At 76.6% G+C, this 18,346-nt stretch carries 14 protein-coding genes; all 14 read right to left on the bottom strand.

Features of this window, described 5'->3' with window-relative positions; translation table 11 throughout:
* Window positions 1–219: 219 nt before the first annotated feature.
* On the bottom strand, window positions 220–1,815 hold the full coding sequence (locus tag KPL57_RS43610) for a hypothetical protein (RefSeq protein ID WP_226356234.1): 1,596 nt from the start codon (window positions 1,813–1,815) through the stop codon (window positions 220–222).
* A gap of 88 nt (window positions 1,816–1,903) precedes the next feature.
* A complete protein-coding gene (locus KPL57_RS43605) occupies window positions 1,904–2,758 on the bottom strand; it encodes a DivIVA domain-containing protein (protein ID WP_073573917.1) in 855 nt (284 codons plus the stop codon).
* 47 nt (window positions 2,759–2,805) lie between these two features.
* Window positions 2,806–3,102, bottom strand: a complete 297-nt coding sequence (locus tag KPL57_RS43600) for a YggT family protein (RefSeq protein ID WP_374203845.1) — start codon at window positions 3,100–3,102, stop codon at window positions 2,806–2,808.
* Between the two features lie 3 nt (window positions 3,103–3,105).
* On the bottom strand, window positions 3,106–3,855 hold the full coding sequence (locus KPL57_RS43595) for a cell division protein SepF (protein WP_226356233.1): 750 nt from the start codon (window positions 3,853–3,855) through the stop codon (window positions 3,106–3,108).
* Window positions 3,856–3,983: 128 nt separating this feature from the next.
* A complete protein-coding gene (locus KPL57_RS43590; protein ID WP_374203844.1) occupies window positions 3,984–4,742 on the bottom strand; it encodes a YggS family pyridoxal phosphate-dependent enzyme in 759 nt (252 codons plus the stop codon).
* A 64-nt stretch (window positions 4,743–4,806) separates the two neighbouring features.
* Window positions 4,807–5,589, bottom strand: coding sequence for a peptidoglycan editing factor PgeF (gene pgeF / locus KPL57_RS43585; RefSeq protein WP_226356231.1), 783 nt, complete (start codon window positions 5,587–5,589; stop codon window positions 4,807–4,809).
* A 5-nt stretch (window positions 5,590–5,594) separates the two neighbouring features.
* Window positions 5,595–6,989 carry a cell division protein FtsZ gene (ftsZ, locus tag KPL57_RS43580; protein ID WP_226356230.1) on the bottom strand — a complete coding sequence of 465 codons (1,395 nt, stop codon included), beginning with the start codon at window positions 6,987–6,989 and terminating at the stop codon, window positions 5,595–5,597.
* 224 nt (window positions 6,990–7,213) lie between these two features.
* Window positions 7,214–8,236, bottom strand: coding sequence for a cell division protein FtsQ/DivIB (locus tag KPL57_RS43575; RefSeq protein WP_226356229.1), 1,023 nt, complete (start codon window positions 8,234–8,236; stop codon window positions 7,214–7,216).
* Window positions 8,237–8,270: 34 nt separating this feature from the next.
* Complete coding sequence (murC, locus tag KPL57_RS43570; RefSeq protein WP_374203872.1) at window positions 8,271–9,635, bottom strand: UDP-N-acetylmuramate--L-alanine ligase; 1,365 nt, start codon at window positions 9,633–9,635, stop codon at window positions 8,271–8,273.
* A gap of 47 nt (window positions 9,636–9,682) precedes the next feature.
* Entirely contained in the window at window positions 9,683–10,759 is a 1,077-nt protein-coding gene (locus KPL57_RS43565) for a glycosyltransferase (RefSeq protein WP_226356706.1), read from the bottom strand.
* A 2,375-nt stretch (window positions 10,760–13,134) separates the two neighbouring features.
* Complete coding sequence (ftsW, locus tag KPL57_RS43555) at window positions 13,135–14,415, bottom strand: putative lipid II flippase FtsW (protein WP_226356227.1); 1,281 nt, start codon at window positions 14,413–14,415, stop codon at window positions 13,135–13,137.
* Window positions 14,412–15,830 (bottom strand): UDP-N-acetylmuramoyl-L-alanine--D-glutamate ligase, encoded by a 1,419-nt coding sequence (murD, locus tag KPL57_RS43550; protein ID WP_226356226.1) that lies wholly within the window; start codon window positions 15,828–15,830, stop codon window positions 14,412–14,414. The genes ftsW and murD overlap by 4 nt, the downstream gene beginning before the upstream one ends.
* Window positions 15,827–16,897: a phospho-N-acetylmuramoyl-pentapeptide-transferase gene (gene mraY / locus KPL57_RS43545; protein WP_062404548.1), complete on the bottom strand. Its 1,071-nt coding sequence runs from the start codon at window positions 16,895–16,897 to the stop codon at window positions 15,827–15,829. The genes murD and mraY overlap by 4 nt, the downstream gene beginning before the upstream one ends.
* Window positions 16,894–18,339 (bottom strand): UDP-N-acetylmuramoyl-tripeptide--D-alanyl-D-alanine ligase, encoded by a 1,446-nt coding sequence (gene murF, locus KPL57_RS43540; RefSeq protein ID WP_226356225.1) that lies wholly within the window; start codon window positions 18,337–18,339, stop codon window positions 16,894–16,896. Before murF ends, mraY begins: the two co-directional genes overlap by 4 nt.
* Between the last annotated feature and the right edge of the window lie 7 nt (window positions 18,340–18,346).

Raw genomic sequence — 18,346 nt, 5'->3', positions numbered from 1 at the left:
GGCTCTGGAGAGCCGTGCCGCGGTACCACCCCGCTTGCCCGTGCACGGGTGCACGGGCCTCTCGTTCGACGGCGATGACGGGCCGCACCCGTCCGGTTCTACTCCGGCCGGGGGCCGTTTCTTCCGGAGGCTCCCCGGTGATGGCCGGATCGGTGCCTGTGGAACCAGGGTAGCGCGCAGCCGCGCCCCGTTATTCCGTGGGGCGCGCCGCGCCGCTGGTCAGCGGGCCTGGGCGGGGTGGCGCTCGCCGAGGGTCCGGTTCGGTGCGCACCAGCCGCACGGGGTGAACCCGAGCTCGACGGCCTCGCTGACGGGCAGCGGGATCACCGGGCGTCCGGTGAGCGCGCGGCAGGTCTGCACGTGGTAGCGGGGGTGTTCGTCGATGACGAGCACCTCGTCGGGCAGGCGCGCGGCGAGTGCAGCGAGGGTCGGGTCGCGCGGCTCCTCCGGGGAGTCGCCGTCCGTCCCGGTGGGCGCGTCGGCCCCGGCGGTGTCGGCCGGGGTGCCGTTCGTGTCCGCGCCGGATCCGGCGGGCGTGCCCGCGGGTGTCCCGGCCCGGGTGTCGTCGGCCGGGGCCCCGGAGCCCGCGGCCGCGGCGCCCGCGGGCACGGCGGCGTCGGGAAGGCCCGCACCGGACGGGCTGCCCCCGCCCGGACCACCGGGTGCGCCCGCGGCGCGGGTCGCCGTGGTGGCGTCGGCCGCTCCGGGGGTGCGGGTCGCCGTGGTGGCGTCCGCCGCTCCGGGCGTGCGGGTCGCGGTGGTCGCGTCCGCCGCTCCCGGGACGTGGTCCGCCGTGGTCGCGTCCGCCGCTCCCGGAGCGCCGTTCGCGGTGGTCGCGTCCGCCGCTCCCGGGGTACGGGTCGCGGTGGTCGTGTCGGAGGGGCCGGACCGGCCCTCCGGGATGTCCGGCCGGTCGGATCCGGCGGCGGGCGGGGTGCCCGTGCCGGTGCCTCCCGTGCCGTCGGCGCCCGAGCCGGTACCCGACCCCGAGCCGAAGCCCGGGTCGTCGGCACCGTCGTGGGCACCGGAGCGTGCTGCCGGGTCGGCGCCCGACCCGCCGTCGCGTCCGGCTGCCACGGCACCGGCCGCCCCGGCGGCGACCGCGCCTGCGGCTGCCGCCGGCACGGCCGACGTCGTGCCGGCGGCGCCGGTTCCGGTCGGCCGCGAGTCGGTCGCCCGCGTCGTCGCCTCGGCGAGCGGCTCCGCGGTGCCGGGTTCGGCGGGGCCGGACCGTGCCGGGTCGCCGCCACGACCCGCACCGCCCTCCCCGTCCGGTCCCGCCGACGCGTCCGGTCCCGCCGGGGCGCCCGCGTGCGACGCGGCCACCCCACTCGGGTCGGCCGCGTCCTCGGCCCCGGAATCGGTCACCGTGCGTGACGAAAGTCCACCCGATCGAGATGCGCCGGGCGGTCCCTCCGCAGAGCCGGACGGCCTGACGACCGGCATCTGGATGGTCTGGTCGGTCGCGTTCTGCGCCGCCTCGGGCGTACCCGAGGCCGCGCCGCTGTCCGGCCGGACGACCGGCAGGACCTGCGTCGCGGGCTCCATGTCGGCGCCGTAGCGCGCCTCCATGTCGGCCCGGTCGGCCCGGTCCGGCGCCGCGGGGGCACCGGTGCCACGACCGGAGGCGTCGGCCTCCGCCCGGTCACCGGCCTTCACCGCGGCACGGGTCTGCCACCAGTCGTAGGCGAGCACCAGGCCCGCGATCAGGCTGATGACCACCGATGTCCACGCCAGTGCCACCACGTGCAGGAACCATCCTGCGAGCAGCAGCACCAGCGCGATGACCACGAGGATCAGGACCAGCACCAGCATCGGCGAACTCCGTCGGTCGGCAGCGGCACCTGTCCGCTACCCGGTCGTCGTCGGTCGTCCCCGGCGCCTCGGCGGCGCCGTGGGGCGGTCAGCTCCCGGTGTCGGCCCGCTGGCCGTACCCGGAGGCGGCGTACCCGCCGTTCGAGCCCGACCTGGTGGCACCGGTGCCGTCCGACGGGGCAGCGGAACCGCGACCCTCCAGGTCACGCAGCTGCGACTCCAGGTAGGTCTTCAGGCGGGTGCGGTACTCCCGCTCGAAGGTCCGGAGCTCGTCGATCTTCTTCTCCAGAACGGACTTGTCGCGCTGGATGGCGCCCATGATCTCGTTCTGCTTGCGCTCGGCCTCACTGACCAGGCCGGACGCCTTCTCGCGCGACTGGCGCTCGAGCGTCTCGGCCCGCGTGCGGGCGTCGTTGAGCATGGTCTCGGCACGCGAGCGCGCGTCGTTGACCAGGCCGTCGGCCTTCGTCCGGGCGTCCGACAGGAGCTGCTCGGACTTGTTCCGGGCGTCCGACAGCATCGTGTCGGCCTCGTTCTTGGCCTCCGCGGTCAGGCGGTCCGCCATCTCCTGGGCGAGGCCCAGGACCTTGGCGGCCTGCACGTGGTGGTCACCGCCGTCGGCATCGGCGGGGCCGGCACCGGCCAGCTGCGGAGCGGGAGCACCCGCACCACGGCCCATCGGCGACGGGGAGGCGGCCAGGGCCTGGGTCTGCGCCGGAGCCGGCTGGCTCCGTGCCTCCTCCAGGTCGGCCTCGGCATCGCCGAGACGCTGCTCCAGCTGCGCGACCTGGTCGCGCAGGTCGTCGTTCTCCCCGATCAGCCGGGCCAGTTCGGCCTCGACCAGATCGAGGAAGGCGTCGACCTCGTCCTCGTTGTAACCCCGCTTCCCGATCGGGGGTTTGCTGAACGCGACGTTATGAACGTCGGCGGGCGTCAGCGGCATCGGATCACCTCATGCGGTCCTCGGCGGCACTCCCGGGTGACTGGGGCTCATCCCAGGAGCTGTGATCTGACGGCGCTCATCGAGATGAACACCACCAGCAACAGAACCATAATCGACAGGTCCAGTCCTACGCCTCCGATACGGACCACGGGGATCACTCTCCGCAGCAACTTGACCGGAGGGTCGGTCACGGTGAAGACGACCTCGAGCGCCACGGCGGGCGCTCCGGCGGGTCGCCACTGGCGCGCGAACGACCGGACCATCTCGACGACGATGCGGGCCGCGAGCAGCAGCCAGAAGAAGAACAGGATGTAGTAGATCAGCGTCAGGATCGGGTCGGCCACGACTCAATCCTGTCGGAAAGCTCCGCGCTCGGCGAGCCTCCGCGCGTCGTCCGCGGAGACCTCGACGTCGGCCGGGGTGAGAAGGAACACCCGGTCGGTGACCTTGTCGATGCTCCCGCGCAGGGCGAACGCCAGGCCCGCGGCGAAGTCCACCAGGCGTTTCGCGGCGGCGCCGTCCAGATCCGTGAGGTTCATGATGACGGGCACACCGTCGCGGTAGCGCTCGCCGATGGTGCGGGCCTCGTTGTAGCTGCGGGGGTGCAGCGTCGTGATCGACGCCGGTCCCGCGGCGGCCCGGTCGCGCTGCTCCGGCACCGGCGCGGGGGCCACGACGGGCTCGCTCCGCTCCTCGCGTGCCGGGCCCCGGAGGGTCTCCGGGTCCATCGCCAGCGCCCCGCGGACGGCCGCTCCGGCGCCCCCTCCGAGGGGGGTGGGAAGGCTCCCGCGCTCCGGGACCAGCCCGAGCGTCTCCCGCTCGCCGCGTGGATCCTGCCGCACGGCGCGCGCCGGACGGAGGGTCTCCCGCGCCGGGCGGGCGCCCCATCCGTCCTCGTAGCGGACCGCGGTCTCGTAGCGGTCGTCGTCGTAGGACGCCTGGTCGGCGAACCGACCGGCCCCGGCGGACCAACGGTCACCGCGCGGGCCGGCGTGGTGCTCGTGGCCGCCCCGGTAGTGATCCGGTTCGTCCACATAGTCCATCTCGTCGGCCGGGACCATGCCGAAGTACGCCTTCAGCCGGTACATCGCGCTCATCCGCTGTCCCCTCGCAGTACTGCTCGACTCCGTACGCGTCCCAACCGCACGCGCACCCCGCGTTCTGGCGACGGTCTCGCCGACGGTGCGGTGTCCGCCACCTGCTCAGTACCCACACCCACCAGCGATTACTCGGAGGCTATCCGCCGATCCCCCACAAGGGCCGTACCGACACGCACCACCGTCGATCCGTGACCGATCGCCGACTCCAGGTCCCCGCTCATCCCGGCCGACAGGACCGTCGCCCCGGGGTGCCGCCCGACGGTCTCCCGGTGCGCCTCGGCGATCCGCTCGAACGCCGCATCGGGCTCCCAGCCCAGCGGCGCGACGGCCATCAGCCCGGCCAGTTCCAGCCCCGGCAGCTCCGTGACCAGGTCCGTCAGCTCGACGAGCCCCTCCGGGGCGACGCCGCCGCGGTCGGCGTCGCCGTCGACGCTGTACTGCACGAGCACCGGCAGCGGGCCGCCGCGCTCCCCCGCGTCGCGGGCCTTCGCGACCTCCTTGTCGATCGCGCGGGCCAGCCGGGGCGAGTCGACGGAGTCGATCCGTGTCACCCACGGGAGCACCGTCCGTACCTTGTTCCGCTGCAGCCCGCCGACGAAGAACCAGTCCGACACGGCGTCCGGGCGCAGCGCCCGGACCTCGTCCACCTTGGACGCCGCCTCCTGCGCGCGGTTCTCGGCGAAGGCGTCCAGCCCGAGGTCGACCAGCGCGGCCACGTCGGCGGCCGGGATCGTCTTGGTGACGGCGAGCAGCCCGACCTCGGAGGGGTCGCGGCCGGCGGCGCGGCAGGCGTCGGCCACCCGCTCGCGGACGGCGGCCAGTCGGTCGGTCAGTTCGCCGACACGGTCGGCGGTGGGGGTGCGGGGATCGGACACGGCGTCCATCGTTCCCGCCCGCGGGGGCGCCCGCGAGCCCCGCGTGGCGTGGATCGCCGGACCGGGGTGCCGGTCAGCGCGGGTCGAGCCAGGTGAGGGCGGCCTGGCGGCCGCAGCGGCCGTCGCGCCGGTGGCTGAACAGGTCCGGGTCCTCGACGGTGCAGCGCGGGTCGGTCGCGACCTTCGTGACGCCGAGGTCGGCGAGGCGGCGGGTGAGCCCGGCGCGCAGGTCCAGGCCGGCGGTGCCGGTGCGGGTGGTGGACGCGCTGCCCGGCAGAGCGGCGTCGACCTCGGCGCGCATGGCCGGGGGGACCTCGTAGCAGCGGCCGCAGACCGACGGCCCGAGCAGGACCTCCAGCCGTGCGGGCTGCGCGCCCAGTGCGGTCATCTCGGTCACGACGGCGTCGACGACGCCCGCCGCCGCGCCGACGCGGCCCGCGTGGGCCGCCCCGACGACGCCGGCGACCGGGTCGCCGAGCAGCACCGGCACGCAGTCGGCCGCGAGCACCGCGACACCGAGCAGCGGCACGTCGGTGACGACGGCGTCGACGTCGGCGATGTCCGGGGCGACGCCACCGGTGCCGGGGCGGGCCCGCGGGGGCTCGCGCAGCACGGCGACGTCGCGGCCGTGGACCTGGTTCAGGAACACCAGCCCGTACAGGCCGAGCTCACGCACGACGCGGGCCCGGTTCCCGGTCACCGCGGCCGGGTCGTCCCCGACCCCGGACGACAGGTTGAACGAGGTGAACGGGCCCTCGGACCGGCCACCGGCCCGGGTGGTGGTGACCCGGCGGATCCGCGCGCGGCGGGTGCCGCCCGCGCGGGCCGCCGTGGCCGGTGTCGGTGAGTCCGGCACGCAGGTCAGCGCCGCATGAACGGCGGGACGTCCACCTCGTCCTCGACCGGCTCGGCCGGACGCGCCGCGGGGTTCCCGCCGACGGTCCCGTGCTGGGCCGGGGCCGACGTCGGCGAGGCCGGCGCGGACATCGGACCGCTCGGGACGGACGCGCCGTCGCCGCCGTGGTGCTGGGTGTCGCCCTGGCGCGGTGCCGGGGCGGTGGGCTGCGCGGGCGGCAGCGTCCCGGTGCGCTCCGGGGCGTGCGCCGTGGCGGGCAGGTGCGGCGTCGACGGCGTGGTGGCCGTGGTCGCCGCCCAGCGGGCCTGCCCCTGCGGGGCCTGCCCACCGGCCTGCTGCTGGTGCGGCTGGGTCTGCTCGACCTGCTGCGGCGGCGCGGCCTGCGGTGCGGGCTCGGCGGCCTTCTGGGTGGGGCGGTTGAACACCGACGGCTCGAGCTTCTTGTGGGTCGGCGTGCCGCCCTCGAAACCGGCCGCTATCACGGTGACCCGCACCTCGTCGCCGAGCGAGTCGTCGATCACGGTGCCGAAGATGATGTTCGCCTCGGGGTGCGCGGCCTCCTGGACCAGCGACGCCGCCTCGTGGATCTCGAACAGGCCGAGGTCCGAGCCGCCCGCGATCGACAGCAGCACGCCCTGCGCGCCGTCCATCGACGCCTCGAGCAGCGGCGAGTTGATCGCCTTCTCGGCGGCCTGCACCGCGCGGCCCTCGCCGCGTGCGGACCCTATTCCCATCAGCGCCGACCCGGCCCCGGACATGACCGACTTGACGTCGGCGAAGTCGAGGTTGATCAGGCCGGGGGTGGTGATCAGGTTGGTGATGCCCTGGACACCGGAGAGGAGCACCTCGTCGGCGGAGCGGAAGGCGTCCATCAGCGAGACGCCGACGTCGCCGAGCTGCAGCAGCCGGTCGTTCGGGATGACGATGAGGGTGTCGCACTCGTTGCGGAGCGCCTGGATGCCCTCCTCGGCCTGCCCGGCGCGACGGCGCCCCTCGAAGGTGAACGGGCGGGTGACGACACCGATGGTCAGCGCGCCGAGCTTGCGGGCGATCGACGCGACGACGGGTGCGCCGCCGGTGCCGGTGCCGCCGCCCTCGCCCGCGGTGACGAAGACCATGTCGGCCCCCTTGAGGACCTCCTCGATCTCCTCGGCGTGGTCCTCGGCGGCCTTGCCCCCGACCTCGGGGTTGGCGCCGGCACCGAGGCCGCGGGTCAGCTCACGACCGATGTCGAGCTTCACGTCGGCGTCGGACATGAGGAGGGCCTGGGCGTCGGTGTTCACCGCGATGAACTCGACGCCCTTGAGGCCGACCTCGATCATCCGGTTGACGGCGTTGACGCCGCCGCCACCGATGCCGACCACCTTGATCACTGCCAGGTAGTTGTGCGGGGGCGTCATGCGCGGCACCTTCCAGTCGCTCGGGGTCCGGGGTTCGGGTGGGTCAAGCTCCGGGTGCCCCGGGCCTTCGGGTGCGCACGCTAAGTGGATTGCGGTGCCCGGGTCCAGCAGGCGCGCCGCACGACGACAACACCCCGCCCGGGTGGTTCGACCTCGCCGCCGGTGGAAACCCGCACGGTCGTCGGACGGTCACCCCCCGCAACCATCGGGCCGGGTGCGGCGGGTCAGCGCTGCCGGACGGTGACCAGCGACGGGCTGGAGACGTCGTAGACGGCGCCCTCGCGCTGCAGCACCGGCCCGAGGACCCGGGCCCGGGCGGCGGCCTGGTCGGTGTCCGACCACGGGCCCCACAGGACGCGCCGGTCCTCGGTGAGCCCCAGCTCGAAGGTGGATCCGCCCCCGCCGAGGGACAGCGTCTGCACCTGGTCGCGGACCGGGACCGGCAGTGCCTGCAGGACGCCGACCGCGGCGAGGGTGGCGGGGTCGTCCGGGGCGACGCGCGGCAGCTGGAGCCGGGGCAGCTGGACGTCGGGCGGGGCGTCGCGGTAGACGAACCCGGTGACGTCGACGAGCTTCGGTCCGTCCGGGGTGTCGAGCAGCGCGGCCGGGGTGCGTTCGGTCACGGCCACCACCAGGGTGTCCGGCCAGGACCGGTCGACCTCCACCGCGGCGACGCCCGGGATGGCCGACACGCGGGCGGCGACGCCGTCGGTGTCGACCGCGGCGAGCGGCACACCGGTCTGGTCGCCCGCGGCGTCCTCGACGTCGCGGACGGGGATCTGGCGGGTGCCGTCGACCCGCACGGTGGCCACCGGGGGGCCGTACCGGCCCAGCGCCCACCAGCCGGCCGCGGACACCCCGAGGAGCACGACGGCGGCGGTGGCCAGCAGGGCGACGAGGCGACGGCGCCGGTAGCGCGGGTCGCGGCTGCGGGACCGTTCGGCCGCGCGGGCCGCCGTGCGCTCCCGGACCGCGGCGGCCGCGCCGCGTCCGCTCCCCCGGCCCGCCGGTTCGGCCGCCTCGCCGGTGTCGGCGGCCCGGTCGTCGGCGTCCTCGGGGTCGTCGGGCTCGTCGTGGCCGTCGGCGGCGGGGGTCCCGGCGGCGGCACGGCGTTCGGCGGCGCGGCGCTCCCGGATGCGACGGGCGCGCTCGGCGGCGCGCCGCTCCTGCTCGGGGTCACGGCGGCCCGGCGAACGGGCACCGTCCCGGGCCCGGTCGTCGCCGGTGTCCTGCTCGTCGCTGCTCATCGTGCCCCCGCTGTGCCGCCGCCGTGTCGCGCGCTCACCCCTCGCCGGCGAGCTCCCGCAGGATCTCCGGCCCGAGCGCGGTGACGTCACCGGCGCCCATGGTGATCACGACGTCGCCGTCGGTCGCCAGCGCGGCGATCGCCGCGGGTGTCCGCTCCCACGAGGGGGCTCGGTGCACCCGCCCGGCCGGCAACGTCACCGCGTCGGTGATGAGCGCCGGACCGACGCCGGGTTCGGGATCCTCCCGGGCACCGTAGACGTCGAGCACCATCACCTCGTCCGCCAGCGACAGCGACGCGCCGAACTCGGCGGCGAACAGCCGGGTGCGCGAGTACAGGTGCGGCTGGAACGCGACCAGGACGCGGCCGCGCCGCCCGTCGCGGACCGGCGCGGCCTCGCGGGCGGCGCGCAGGGTGGCGGCGACCTCGGTGGGGTGGTGGGCGTAGTCGTCGTAGACCGACACGCCGCGGGCGCGGCCCTTGAACTCGAACCGGCGCTGCACTCCGCCGAACCCGGCGAGACCCTCCAGCAGCACGGCCGGGTCGGTCCCGACGGCGACGCCGGCGAGGAACGCGCCGAGCGCGTTGAGGACCATGTGCTCGCCCGGGACACCGAGGGTGAGCACGTGCTCGGCGTCGCCGGTGCGGAACCGTGCGCGGCAGCCGGTGCCGTCCGGGGTGAACTCGAGCAGCCGGGCGTCGTGCGGGCCGGTCGCGGTGCGGCCGTAGCGCAGCACGGTGACGCCCGACCTCTCCGCCCGTACCGCGACCTCGGCGGACCCCGGGTCGTCGGCGCAGGCGACGAGGGTGGCGCCGGGGACGAGCCGTTCCAGGAACCGCTCGAACACCGCCCGGTAGGCGGCCTCGTCGCCGTGGTGGTCGAGGTGGTCGGGCTCGACGTTGGTGACGATCGCGACCGACGGGGCGAACGCGGTGAACGAGCCGTCGCTCTCGTCGGCCTCGACGACGAACACGTCGCCGCTGCCGTGGTGGGCGCCCGATCCGGACACCGACAGGTCGCCGCCGATGGCGAACGACGGGTCGGCCCCGGCGTGCTGCAGGGCGACGGTGACCATCGACGTCGTCGAGGTCTTGCCGTGCGTCCCGGCGACGGCGACCAGCCGCCGTCCCTCGGTGAGCGCGGCCAGTGCGACCGCCCGGTGGACGACGTCGTAGCCGCGCTCGCGGGCGGCGGCCAGCTCCGGGTTGGTCTCCCGGATCGCGGTGGAGACGACCACGGTGGGCGGGGTCTCGCCGTCGTGGCGCAGGTGGCCGGCGTCGTGCCCGGTCTCGACGCGGGCGCCGAGCGCGCGCAGCGCGGTGACCGTGCGGGAGTCCCGCGCGTCGGACCCGGAGACGGTGGCCCCGCGGGCGAGCAGGATCCGCGCGATCCCGCTCATCCCGGCGCCGCCGATCCCGATGAGGTGGACGTGGTCGGAGAGCACGCTCACCGGCCCGCCACCTCCATGACGATGCGGGCGATCTTCTCGTCGGCCTCGCCGTGCCCGGCGGCGCGGGCGCGGCGGCCCATCGCGAGGGCCAGGTCGGGGTCGGTGAGCATCGGCATCAGTTCGTCGATCGCGCGTTCGCCGTTCATGTCCTCGTCCTGCACGAGCTTGCCGCCCCCGGCCTCGACGACCGGGCGGGCGTTGAGCGCCTGCTCACCGTTGCCGTGCGGCAGCGGCACGTACACCGCGGGCAGCCCGACGGCGGTGAGCTCCGCGACGGTGGTCATGCCCGACCGGCCGAGGACGACGTCCGCGGCGGCGTAGGCGAGGTCCATCCGCTCGATGTAGGGCACCGGCACGTAGCCGGGCCGCGGATCGGCGGGGGTGCCGTTCTTCCCGTACGCGTGCAGGACCGAGATGCCCCGCTCGGTGAAGGCGGGCAGGGACTCGGCGACCGCGTCGTTCAGGGTCCGGGCGCCCTGGGAGCCGCCGAAGACCAGCAGCACCGGGCCGTGCGGCGGCAGGTTGAAGTACGTCCGGGCCTCCGGCCGCAGCGACGCCCGGTCCAGGGTGGTGATCGAGCGGCGCAGCGGCATCCCGACCACCTCCTCGTTCGCGAGCCCGGTGCCGGGCACCGCGACGCAGACGGCGGAGGCGAACCGCGCACCGACCTTGTTCGCGAGCCCGGCGCGGGCGTTGGCCTCGTGCACGACGATCGGCACCCGGCCGCGGGCGCCGAGGTAGGCGGGCAGCGAGACGAACCCGCCGAACCCGACGACGACGTCGGCCTCGGCCGCCTCGAGCACCTCCCGGACCCGCTTCACCGCGCCCCGGACGTTGCCGGGGAGCTTGAACAGGTCGGCGGTGGGCTTGCGGGGCAGCGGCACCGGCGGGATCAGCTCGAGCGGGTAGCCGCGCGCCGGGATCAGCTGGGTGTCGAGGCCCTTCTCGGTACCGAGCGCGGTGACCCGGGCGCCCGGGACGAGCCGCCGGATCGCGTCGGCGACGGCCAGCGCGGGCTCGATGTGCCCGGCCGACCCACCACCGGCGACGACGACCGACAGGCCGCCCCGCACCGGCGCCGGCGCCTGTTCCCCCGCGGGTCGCGTGGTGGCGGGGCCGAAGGTGCGGGTCGCGTCGGGGCCCGTGGGTCCGGGCACGCCGGGACCGGGCACGCCGTCGCCCTGCGGGTTCTGCTGCGGGCCGTTCGGCTGGGGGCCGGGTCCCTGGGGGCCGGGTCCCTGAGGGCCGGGTCCCTGGAGGCCGTGGGGCTGCGGGCCGCCGGGGCCCTGGGGGTCACCCGGGCCCTGCGGTCCGGGTGCGACCGGGCCACCGGGGCCCTGCCGGCCGGGTGCACCGGGGCCGCCGGGGCCGTACGGCCCGGGGGTGCCGGGGGCGGCCGGACCGAACCCGCCCGGGCCGACCGGGCGGAACGGGCCGGTTCCCGCGGGACCCGGGCGGCCGGGGCCCGCGTACCCGGGCCCCTGACGTGCGGGGCCCTGCTGACCCGGCGCCTGCGGACCGGGACCCTGCGGACCCGGGCCGGCGGTACCGGGGCCCTGCTGTCCGGGGCCCTGCGCTCCGGGGCCCTGCTGTCCGAGACCCTGCTGCCCGGGGGCGGCGGGGTGGTGCGGGCCGGTGCCGGTCAGGGCGTTCGGGCCCGCCGGGCCGGGACGCCCGAACTGCTGCGGGCCGGGACCACCGGGGAGCGGGCCGGGGCCGTGCGGACCGGCGCCGGGACGTCCGGGCGCGTACGGACCGGGGGCGAACCTGCCGTGCGGCGGGACCGGGCCACGGGGGCCGGTCGCCGACAGCGCGCCCGGCTCGGGCCCGCTCTGCGGACCGGTGGCGGTGACGCCGGCGTGCTCACGCTCGCCGGGCTGCGCCGGGCGCTGCTGGGCCGACGGGGGCCGGGCCTGCTGCCACCCGGTGCCCGACGGCCCGTCCGCCGAGGCGGCGGCCGGGAGCCCGGCGGCGTCGCCCGCGGGGTGCGCGACGGTCGGCGGCTCGCCGGCCGCCTGCTCGCGGCGGGCCGGGGTGGATCCGGTGGACTCCGGACCCAGGGTCGCCGGGCCGGGCCGCCGGGGCTCCTGCGGGCCGGGCTGCTGCGGGGTGGCCCGACCGGGGTCGGTCGCCGTGGGGTCCTCGGCCGCTGCGGTGCCCCGGCCGTCGGCGACGGGCTGCGGGCCGGTCCCGGCGTCCGGTCCGGTCGTGTCGACCGGGTCCGGGCCGGTGGCGGCGTCGCTGCGGCCGCCGGGGGCCCGGGTGCCGTCGGTACCGGCGCCGGAGGGCGCAGCACCGTTCACGCCGGCGCCGTGCGGGGCCGCCGCGTGCGGTCCGGTGGTGTGCGGCGTGGCGACGGTGGGTCCGGTGTCCGTCGTCGGCGCGCCGGGGACGTGCGGCCCCGGACCGGCGGGTGCGGGGCCGTCCTCCCCCGGGCCGGTGCGCGGCACGCCGTTCATCGGGGCGCCGGTCGAGCCGTGGTCCGCGGGCGCCGGGCCGCTGCGTGCGGCGCTCCCGCGGGGGGTGAACAGGTCGTCGGCCGCGCCGGGACGCGACGGCATCGCTCCGGGCGGCACCGGTCCCCCGGGCCGGCGGCGCGGCAGGCCGCCCGGCTGCTGTCCGGCGTCGTCGGCGGAGCGCGGTGCGCCGTTCAGGCCGCGCGGCCCACCGTCGGGGACGACGCCGTCCGGGCCGTGGGACACGCCGTTCGGGCCCTGCGGAACGCCCTGGTCCCCGCCCTCGGCGGCGCCGCGCGGGACACCGTTGTGCGGGACACCGTTGTGCGGGGCGCCGTTCTGGGGGGCGCCGTTCTGGGGGGCGCCGTTCTGCGGGGTCCCGTTGCGCGGGACACCGTTGTGCGGGGCGTCGTGGCGGTCGGCACCGTTGCGCGCGACGCCGTTCCGCGGGACGTCGGTGCGCGGGCCGTCGTGACGGTCGGCGCCGTCGGGCCCGAGGTCCTCGTGCGCGGCGCCGTTCGCCGGCCGGGCCGCGCCGCGGTCGCCGTGCGCGACGCCGTTCGTCCCCTGCGGCCCGTCCCCGCTGCGCGGGGCGGCGCCCGGGCGGCGGGACTGCGCGTGCGGGTCCCACCCGGTACCGGGCAGCCGCTGCGGACCACGCGGACCCGGCTCCGCGGAGGGCTGCGACGCGGGGACCTGCGCCGACGGGGACTCCGGAGCAGCGGAGGCACCGAACAGGTCGGCACCCGACGGGGACTCCGTGGGCCAGGCCGGGCGACCGCCCGTGCCACCCGCCCCGTCCGGGCCGCCGAAGACCACACCGTCCGGCCGGACCTCGTGGGGCCCGGGAGCACGGCCGCCCATGGTCGGACGCCGGCCGGGCTCCCGGCCCGAGCCGGTGCCGTCGTTCCCGCCGGTCTGATCCGTACCCGTCACGCTCTCGTGCCCCTTGCGTCGTCCGTCGTGTCCGCTCCCACTCCGGTGGGAGCGCCCTAACGCGCCGCCCACCGCGACACCGGTGCCGGTGCGCGGTAGGGCTGCGGCAACGGGAGGCGCAGCAGCTTCGCCAGCCGCCCCTGCCCGTCCTTCCGGAGTGCGGCGACCGCCTCCGGCTCGTGCCGGGCCGCGTTCGTGAGCAGCCCGAACAGGAACATGGTCACCACCAGCGAGGTACCGCCGGAGGAGATCAGCGGGAGCTGCAGCCCGGTCACCGGCAGCAGTCCCACGACGTACCCGATGTTGATCGACGCCTGCACGACCAGGCCCGCCGTCGACGTCGCGACGACGATCCGCAGCCACGGGTCGGTGTTGCGGGCGGCGATCCGCATGCCGGTGTAGGCCAGCGTCGCGAAGAGCGCGAGTACCGCACCCGCCCCGACCAGGCCCAGCTCCTCGCCGATGATCGCGAAGATGAAGTCGTTGTGGGCGTTGGGCAGGTAGTCCCACTTCGCCCGGCCCTGGCCGAGGCCGACGCCGAACAGGCCGCCGTCGGCGAGCGCGTAGAGCGCCTGCGTCGCCTGGTAGGCGGGGCCCAGCGGGTCCGCCGACGACGACAGGAACGCCGTGATCCGGCTGGCCCGGTACCCGGCGGTCAGCCCGAGGATCACCGCGCCGGCCAGGCCGCCGCCCGCGATCAGCGCGAGCAGCTTCACCGGGGCGCCGCCGAAGTACAGCAGCGCGAACATGATGATCCCGACCGAGATCGTCATGCCGAGGTCGGGCTCCAGCACGAGCAGCGTGAAGATCACCAACGTCACCGGGACGACCGGGTTGAGGGCGTGCTTCCAGCGGTGCATCACCGCGCGGCGGGCGGCGAGCACGTGGGCGCCCCACAACGTCAGCGCGATCTTCACGCCCTCCGACGGCTGCAGCGAGACCGGGCCGAACGCGAACCAGGACCGGGCGCCGCCGCGCAGCGCGCCGATCCCCGGGATCAGCACCAGGACCAGCGCGACCAGGCCGATGATCAGCAGCACCGGTGCCGCGGCGCGCAGGCGGCGCGGGGGGACCCGCAGGCCCACGTAGAACAGCACCAGCCCGACCGCGCAGAACATCAGCTGCCGGGTGAACACCGAGTACGACGAGCCGTCGCCGACCGACGACGCCGACAGCACCATCACCAGCCCGAACAGCGTCAGCAGCCCGAAGACGCCGAGGATCAGGTGCAGCGAGGTCAGCGGGCGGCGCAGCCAGCGCCGCAGCCGCCGCACGGCCCCGCGGGTGCCGGTGACGGCGGCCTGGCCGAGCGTGCGGTCCGGCGCGGCCGGGCTCACCGGGACACCCCGGCGGCGGCCAGGCCGGCGACGGCGGCGGCGAACGCGTCGCCGCGGTGGGCGTAGTCGCGGAACTGGTCCATCGAGGCGGCGGCCGGGGCGAGCAGCACGACGTCGCCGGGGCGGGCCAGGCCGGACGCGCGGCGGACCGCGGCCGGCATCGGGTCCTGCAGGTCGGAGGGCGCCATCGGACCATCGTGTCCCGGCGCGACCTCCTCGACCGGGAGGCCGGGCGCGTGTCGCGTCAGCGCCTCGACGATCAGTGTCCGGTCCGTCCCGATCACGACGATCCCCGCCAGCCGGTCGGCGTGCGCGGCGGCGAGCAGGCCGAGCTCGGCCGGGTCGACGCCCTTGAGCAGCCCGCCGACCACCCAGACGGCGCGGGCACCGGGCCGCCGGGCGGCGACGGCGGCCAGCGCGGCCCCGGCGGCGTGCGGGTTGGTCGCCTTGGAGTCGTCGAGGTAGGTGACACCGGCGTGCTCGCCGGCCGGGGCGCTGCGGTGCGGGCCGGGGGTGAACGCCGCCAGGGCGGCGCCGATGTGCTCCGGGTCGACACCGTGTGCGCGGGCCAGCGCGGCGGCGGCGAGCGCGTCGGTGACCCCGGGCGGCCCCGGGGGGACGACGGCGTCGGCGTCGAGCAGCGCCCCGCCGCCGAACGCGCGGTCGGTCAGCACCCCGTCGGCGACGCCGAGCTGGTCCGGTCCGGGCGGGCCGAGGGTGACCCCCACGCGTCGCGGCGCCGGGGACTCCCCGAGCAGCCGTGCGGCCACCGGGTCGTCGATCCCCCCGACCGCGACGTCGCCCAGCAGCGCGCGCGCCTTGGCCGCGGCGTAGGCGTCCATCCCGCCGTGCCAGTCCAGGTGGTCCTCGGCGACGTTGAGCACCACGCCCGCGGCCGGGCGCACCGACGGCGACCAGTGCAGCTGGAAGCTCGACAGCTCGACCGCGAGCACCGCGTGGCCCGCCGCGACCGCGGTGACCACCGGGTGGCCGATGTTGCCGCAGGCGACGGCGTCGACCCCGGCGCGCGCGAGGATGGCGGCGAGCATCTCGGTGGTGGTGGTCTTGCCGTTGGTGCCGGTCACGACCAGCCACGACGGCGGTGTGCCGCGCAGCGCGCCGAGCCGCCAGGCGAGCTCGGGCTCCCCGATGACCTCGACGCCGAGCCCGGCGGCCTCGGCGACCAGCGGGTGGTCCGGCCGGCGCCCGGGCGAGGTGACGACGGTGCGGACCCCCTCGGGGATCCCGCCGCCACGCCACGGCTCGACGCCGTCGGGCAGCGCGGACAGCGCGTCGGCGCGGTCGTCGGACAGGAGCACCCGGGCCCCCGCGTCCACCAGGGCCGTCGCGGCCGCGAGACCGGAGACGCCGGCCCCCGCGACCAGGACGGGGTCCCCGCCGAACGGGCCGCTCACCCGGAACCCGACATGGACAGCCACTCGGAGTAGAAGATGCCCAGCCCCATCGCCGCGCAGATCGCGGCGAGCAGCCAGAACCGGATGATGACGGTCGTCTCGGCCCATCCGGCGAGCTCGAAGTGGTGGTGGAACGGCGCCATCCGGAACAGCCGGCGACGCGAGGTGCGGAACACGATGATCTGCAGCGACACCGACAGCGCCTCGACGACGAACACGCCGCCGATGACGACGAGCAGCAGCTCGGTGCGGGTCACCATGGACAGCCCGGCGAGCAGGCCGCCCAGCGCGAGGGACCCGGTGTCGCCCATGAAGATGCGGGCCGGGGCGGCGTTCCACCAGAGGAACCCGATGCAGCCGCCCATCGCGGCGGCGGCGACCAGGCCGACGTCGAGCGGGTCGCGGACCTCGTAGCAGCCCGCGGTCGCGGCGATCGCGCAGTTGTTGCGGAACTGCCAGAACGCGATGATCACGTAGGTGCCGAGCACCATCGCGGCGGTACCGGCGGCCAGGCCGTCGAGGCCGTCGGTGAGGTTCACCGCGTTCGACCAGGCGGCGACGATCAGGTTGCACAGCAGCACGAACCCGACGACGCCGAAGCTCAGCACCGTGATGTCGCGGACGAACGACAGGCTCTCCGAGGCGGGGGCGAGGTTGCGCTCGTTCACGAAGCGCACCGCGAGCACACCGAAGATCGTCGCGGTCAGGACCTGGCCGACGATCTTGGAGGTCTTGTTCAGGCCGAGGTTGCGCTGGCGGCGGATCTTGAGGAAGTCGTCGAGGAACCCGACGACGCCCAGCGCGGTGGTCAGGAACAGCACCAGCAGCGCCGAGGCCGTGATCGGCTCCCGGGTGAACGCGTGCGAGCCCAGGTAGCCCACCCAGATGGCGAGCAGGATCGCGACACCGCCCATCGTCGGCGTACCGCGCTTGGACTGGTGGCTCTGCGGGCCCTCCTCGCGGATCTCCTGCCCGAAGCCCTGCCGCGCGAAGAAACGGATCAGGTACGGGGTGAGCAGGATCGACACCGCGAGCGCGAGACCCGCGGCCAGGAACAGGCCCCTCACCGGCACACCAGTCCTTCGGTCGTCAGCAGGCCGGCGGCGAGCCGCTCCAGCCCGGCGCTGCGGGAGGCCTTGACCAGCACGACGTCGCCGGGCCGGGTCCGCTCCCGCAGCAGGGTCAGGGCGGCGGGCACGTCGGCGACGTGCTCGGCGCCGGGCCCGTAGTCGGGTGCGCCGACGGCGACCACCCGGGCCCCGGCGGCGCGGGCGTTCTCCGCGGCCGCGGCGTGCTCGGCGGCCGCGCCGTCCCCGATCTCGGCCATCGGGCCGAGCACCGCCCAGGCCCGGCGTTCCGGACCGGCGATCTGCCCGAGCGCGGCGATCGCGGCGCGGACGGACTCGGGGTTGGCGTTGTAGGCGTCGTTGACGACGGTCACCCCGTCGGCGCGGTCGGTGACCTCCATCCGCCAGCGCGACGCCGGCGTCGCGGCGGACAGCGCCGCCGCGATCCCGTCCGGGGTGCCGCCCAGCTCGAGGGCGACCGCGGCGGCGGCGAGGGCGTTGGAGACCTGGTGCTCCCCCACCAGCCGCAGCGCGACGTCGGCCGACCCGGCCGGGGTGACCAGCCGGAACGACGCCCGGCCCGCGGTCAGGGCGACGTCGGTGGCCCGCACGTGCGCGTCCGCCGCGCGGCCGAAGGTGACGACCCGGGCGGGGGTGCGGGTCGCCATGGCGGCGACCAGCTCGTCGTCGGCGTTGAGGACGGCGACGCCGCCCCGGCCGCCGGGCAGGTCACCCGGCGGCAGCGCCTCGACGAGCTCGCCCTTGGCCGTGGCGATCGCGGCGCGGGACCCGAACTCGCCGAGGTGGGCGGAGCCGACGTTGAGCACGACCCCGATCCGCGGCGGCGCGACCGCGCACAGCGCGGCGATGTGGCCGATCCCGCGGGCGGAGAACTCCAGCACGAGGTTGCGGGTGCCGGCGTCGGCGCGCAGCGCGGTGTACGGCGTGCCGAGCTCGTTGTTGAACGACTCCGGCGGCGCGACGGTCGGCCCCAGCGGGGACAGCACCGCGGCCAGCAGGTCCTTGGTGGAGGTCTTGCCCGCCGACCCGGTCACGCCGACGACGGCGAGCCCCGGCAGGGCCCCCAGCACGTGCCGGGCGAGGCGGCCCAGCCCGGCCAGGACGGCGGCGCCGGTCCCGTCGGGGTCGACCGCGCCGAGGTAGGTGTGGCTGTCGCGGACCTCGACCGGCGGCACGACGACCGCGGGGGCGTCGACCTCGCGGCCCGCCAGCACCGCGGTCGCACCGCGGGTGACGGCCTGCGCGGCGAAGTCGTGGCCGTCGGCCCGCTCCCCCGGCAGCGCGAGGAACAGCCCGCCCGGCCCGATCCGCCGGGAGTCGAACTCGACGGCGGTGACCGGCGCGGCGGCGGTCTCCTCGTCGATGCGGTGCAAGCGGCCGCCGGTCACGGCCGCGATCTCCGCCGGCGTCATCTCGATCATCGCCCGC

The organism is Pseudonocardia sp. ICBG601 (assembly GCF_020496245.1).
The sequence above is the reverse complement of the archived record's forward strand: the minus strand, read 5'-3'. Positions and strand labels throughout refer to the sequence as shown.

Coding starts and splice junctions, on each gene's coding strand:
- KPL57_RS43610 (WP_226356234.1), bottom strand. CDS start 1,815: ATGCTGGTGCTGGTCCTGATCCTCGTGGTCATCGCGCTGGTGCTGCTG.
- KPL57_RS43605 (WP_073573917.1), bottom strand. CDS start 2,758: ATGCCGCTGACGCCCGCCGACGTTCATAACGTCGCGTTCAGCAAACCC.
- KPL57_RS43595 (WP_226356233.1), bottom strand. CDS start 3,855: ATGAGCGCGATGTACCGGCTGAAGGCGTACTTCGGCATGGTCCCGGCC.
- KPL57_RS43590 (WP_374203844.1), bottom strand. CDS start 4,742: ATGGACGCCGTGTCCGATCCCCGCACCCCCACCGCCGACCGTGTCGGC.
- ftsZ (WP_226356230.1), bottom strand. CDS start 6,989: ATGACGCCCCCGCACAACTACCTGGCAGTGATCAAGGTGGTCGGCATC.
- KPL57_RS43575 (WP_226356229.1), bottom strand. CDS start 8,236: ATGAGCAGCGACGAGCAGGACACCGGCGACGACCGGGCCCGGGACGGT.
- murC (WP_374203872.1), bottom strand. CDS start 9,635: ATGAGCGGGATCGCGCGGATCCTGCTCGCCCGCGGGGCCACCGTCTCC.
- murF (WP_226356225.1), bottom strand. CDS start 18,339: ATGATCGAGATGACGCCGGCGGAGATCGCGGCCGTGACCGGCGGCCGC.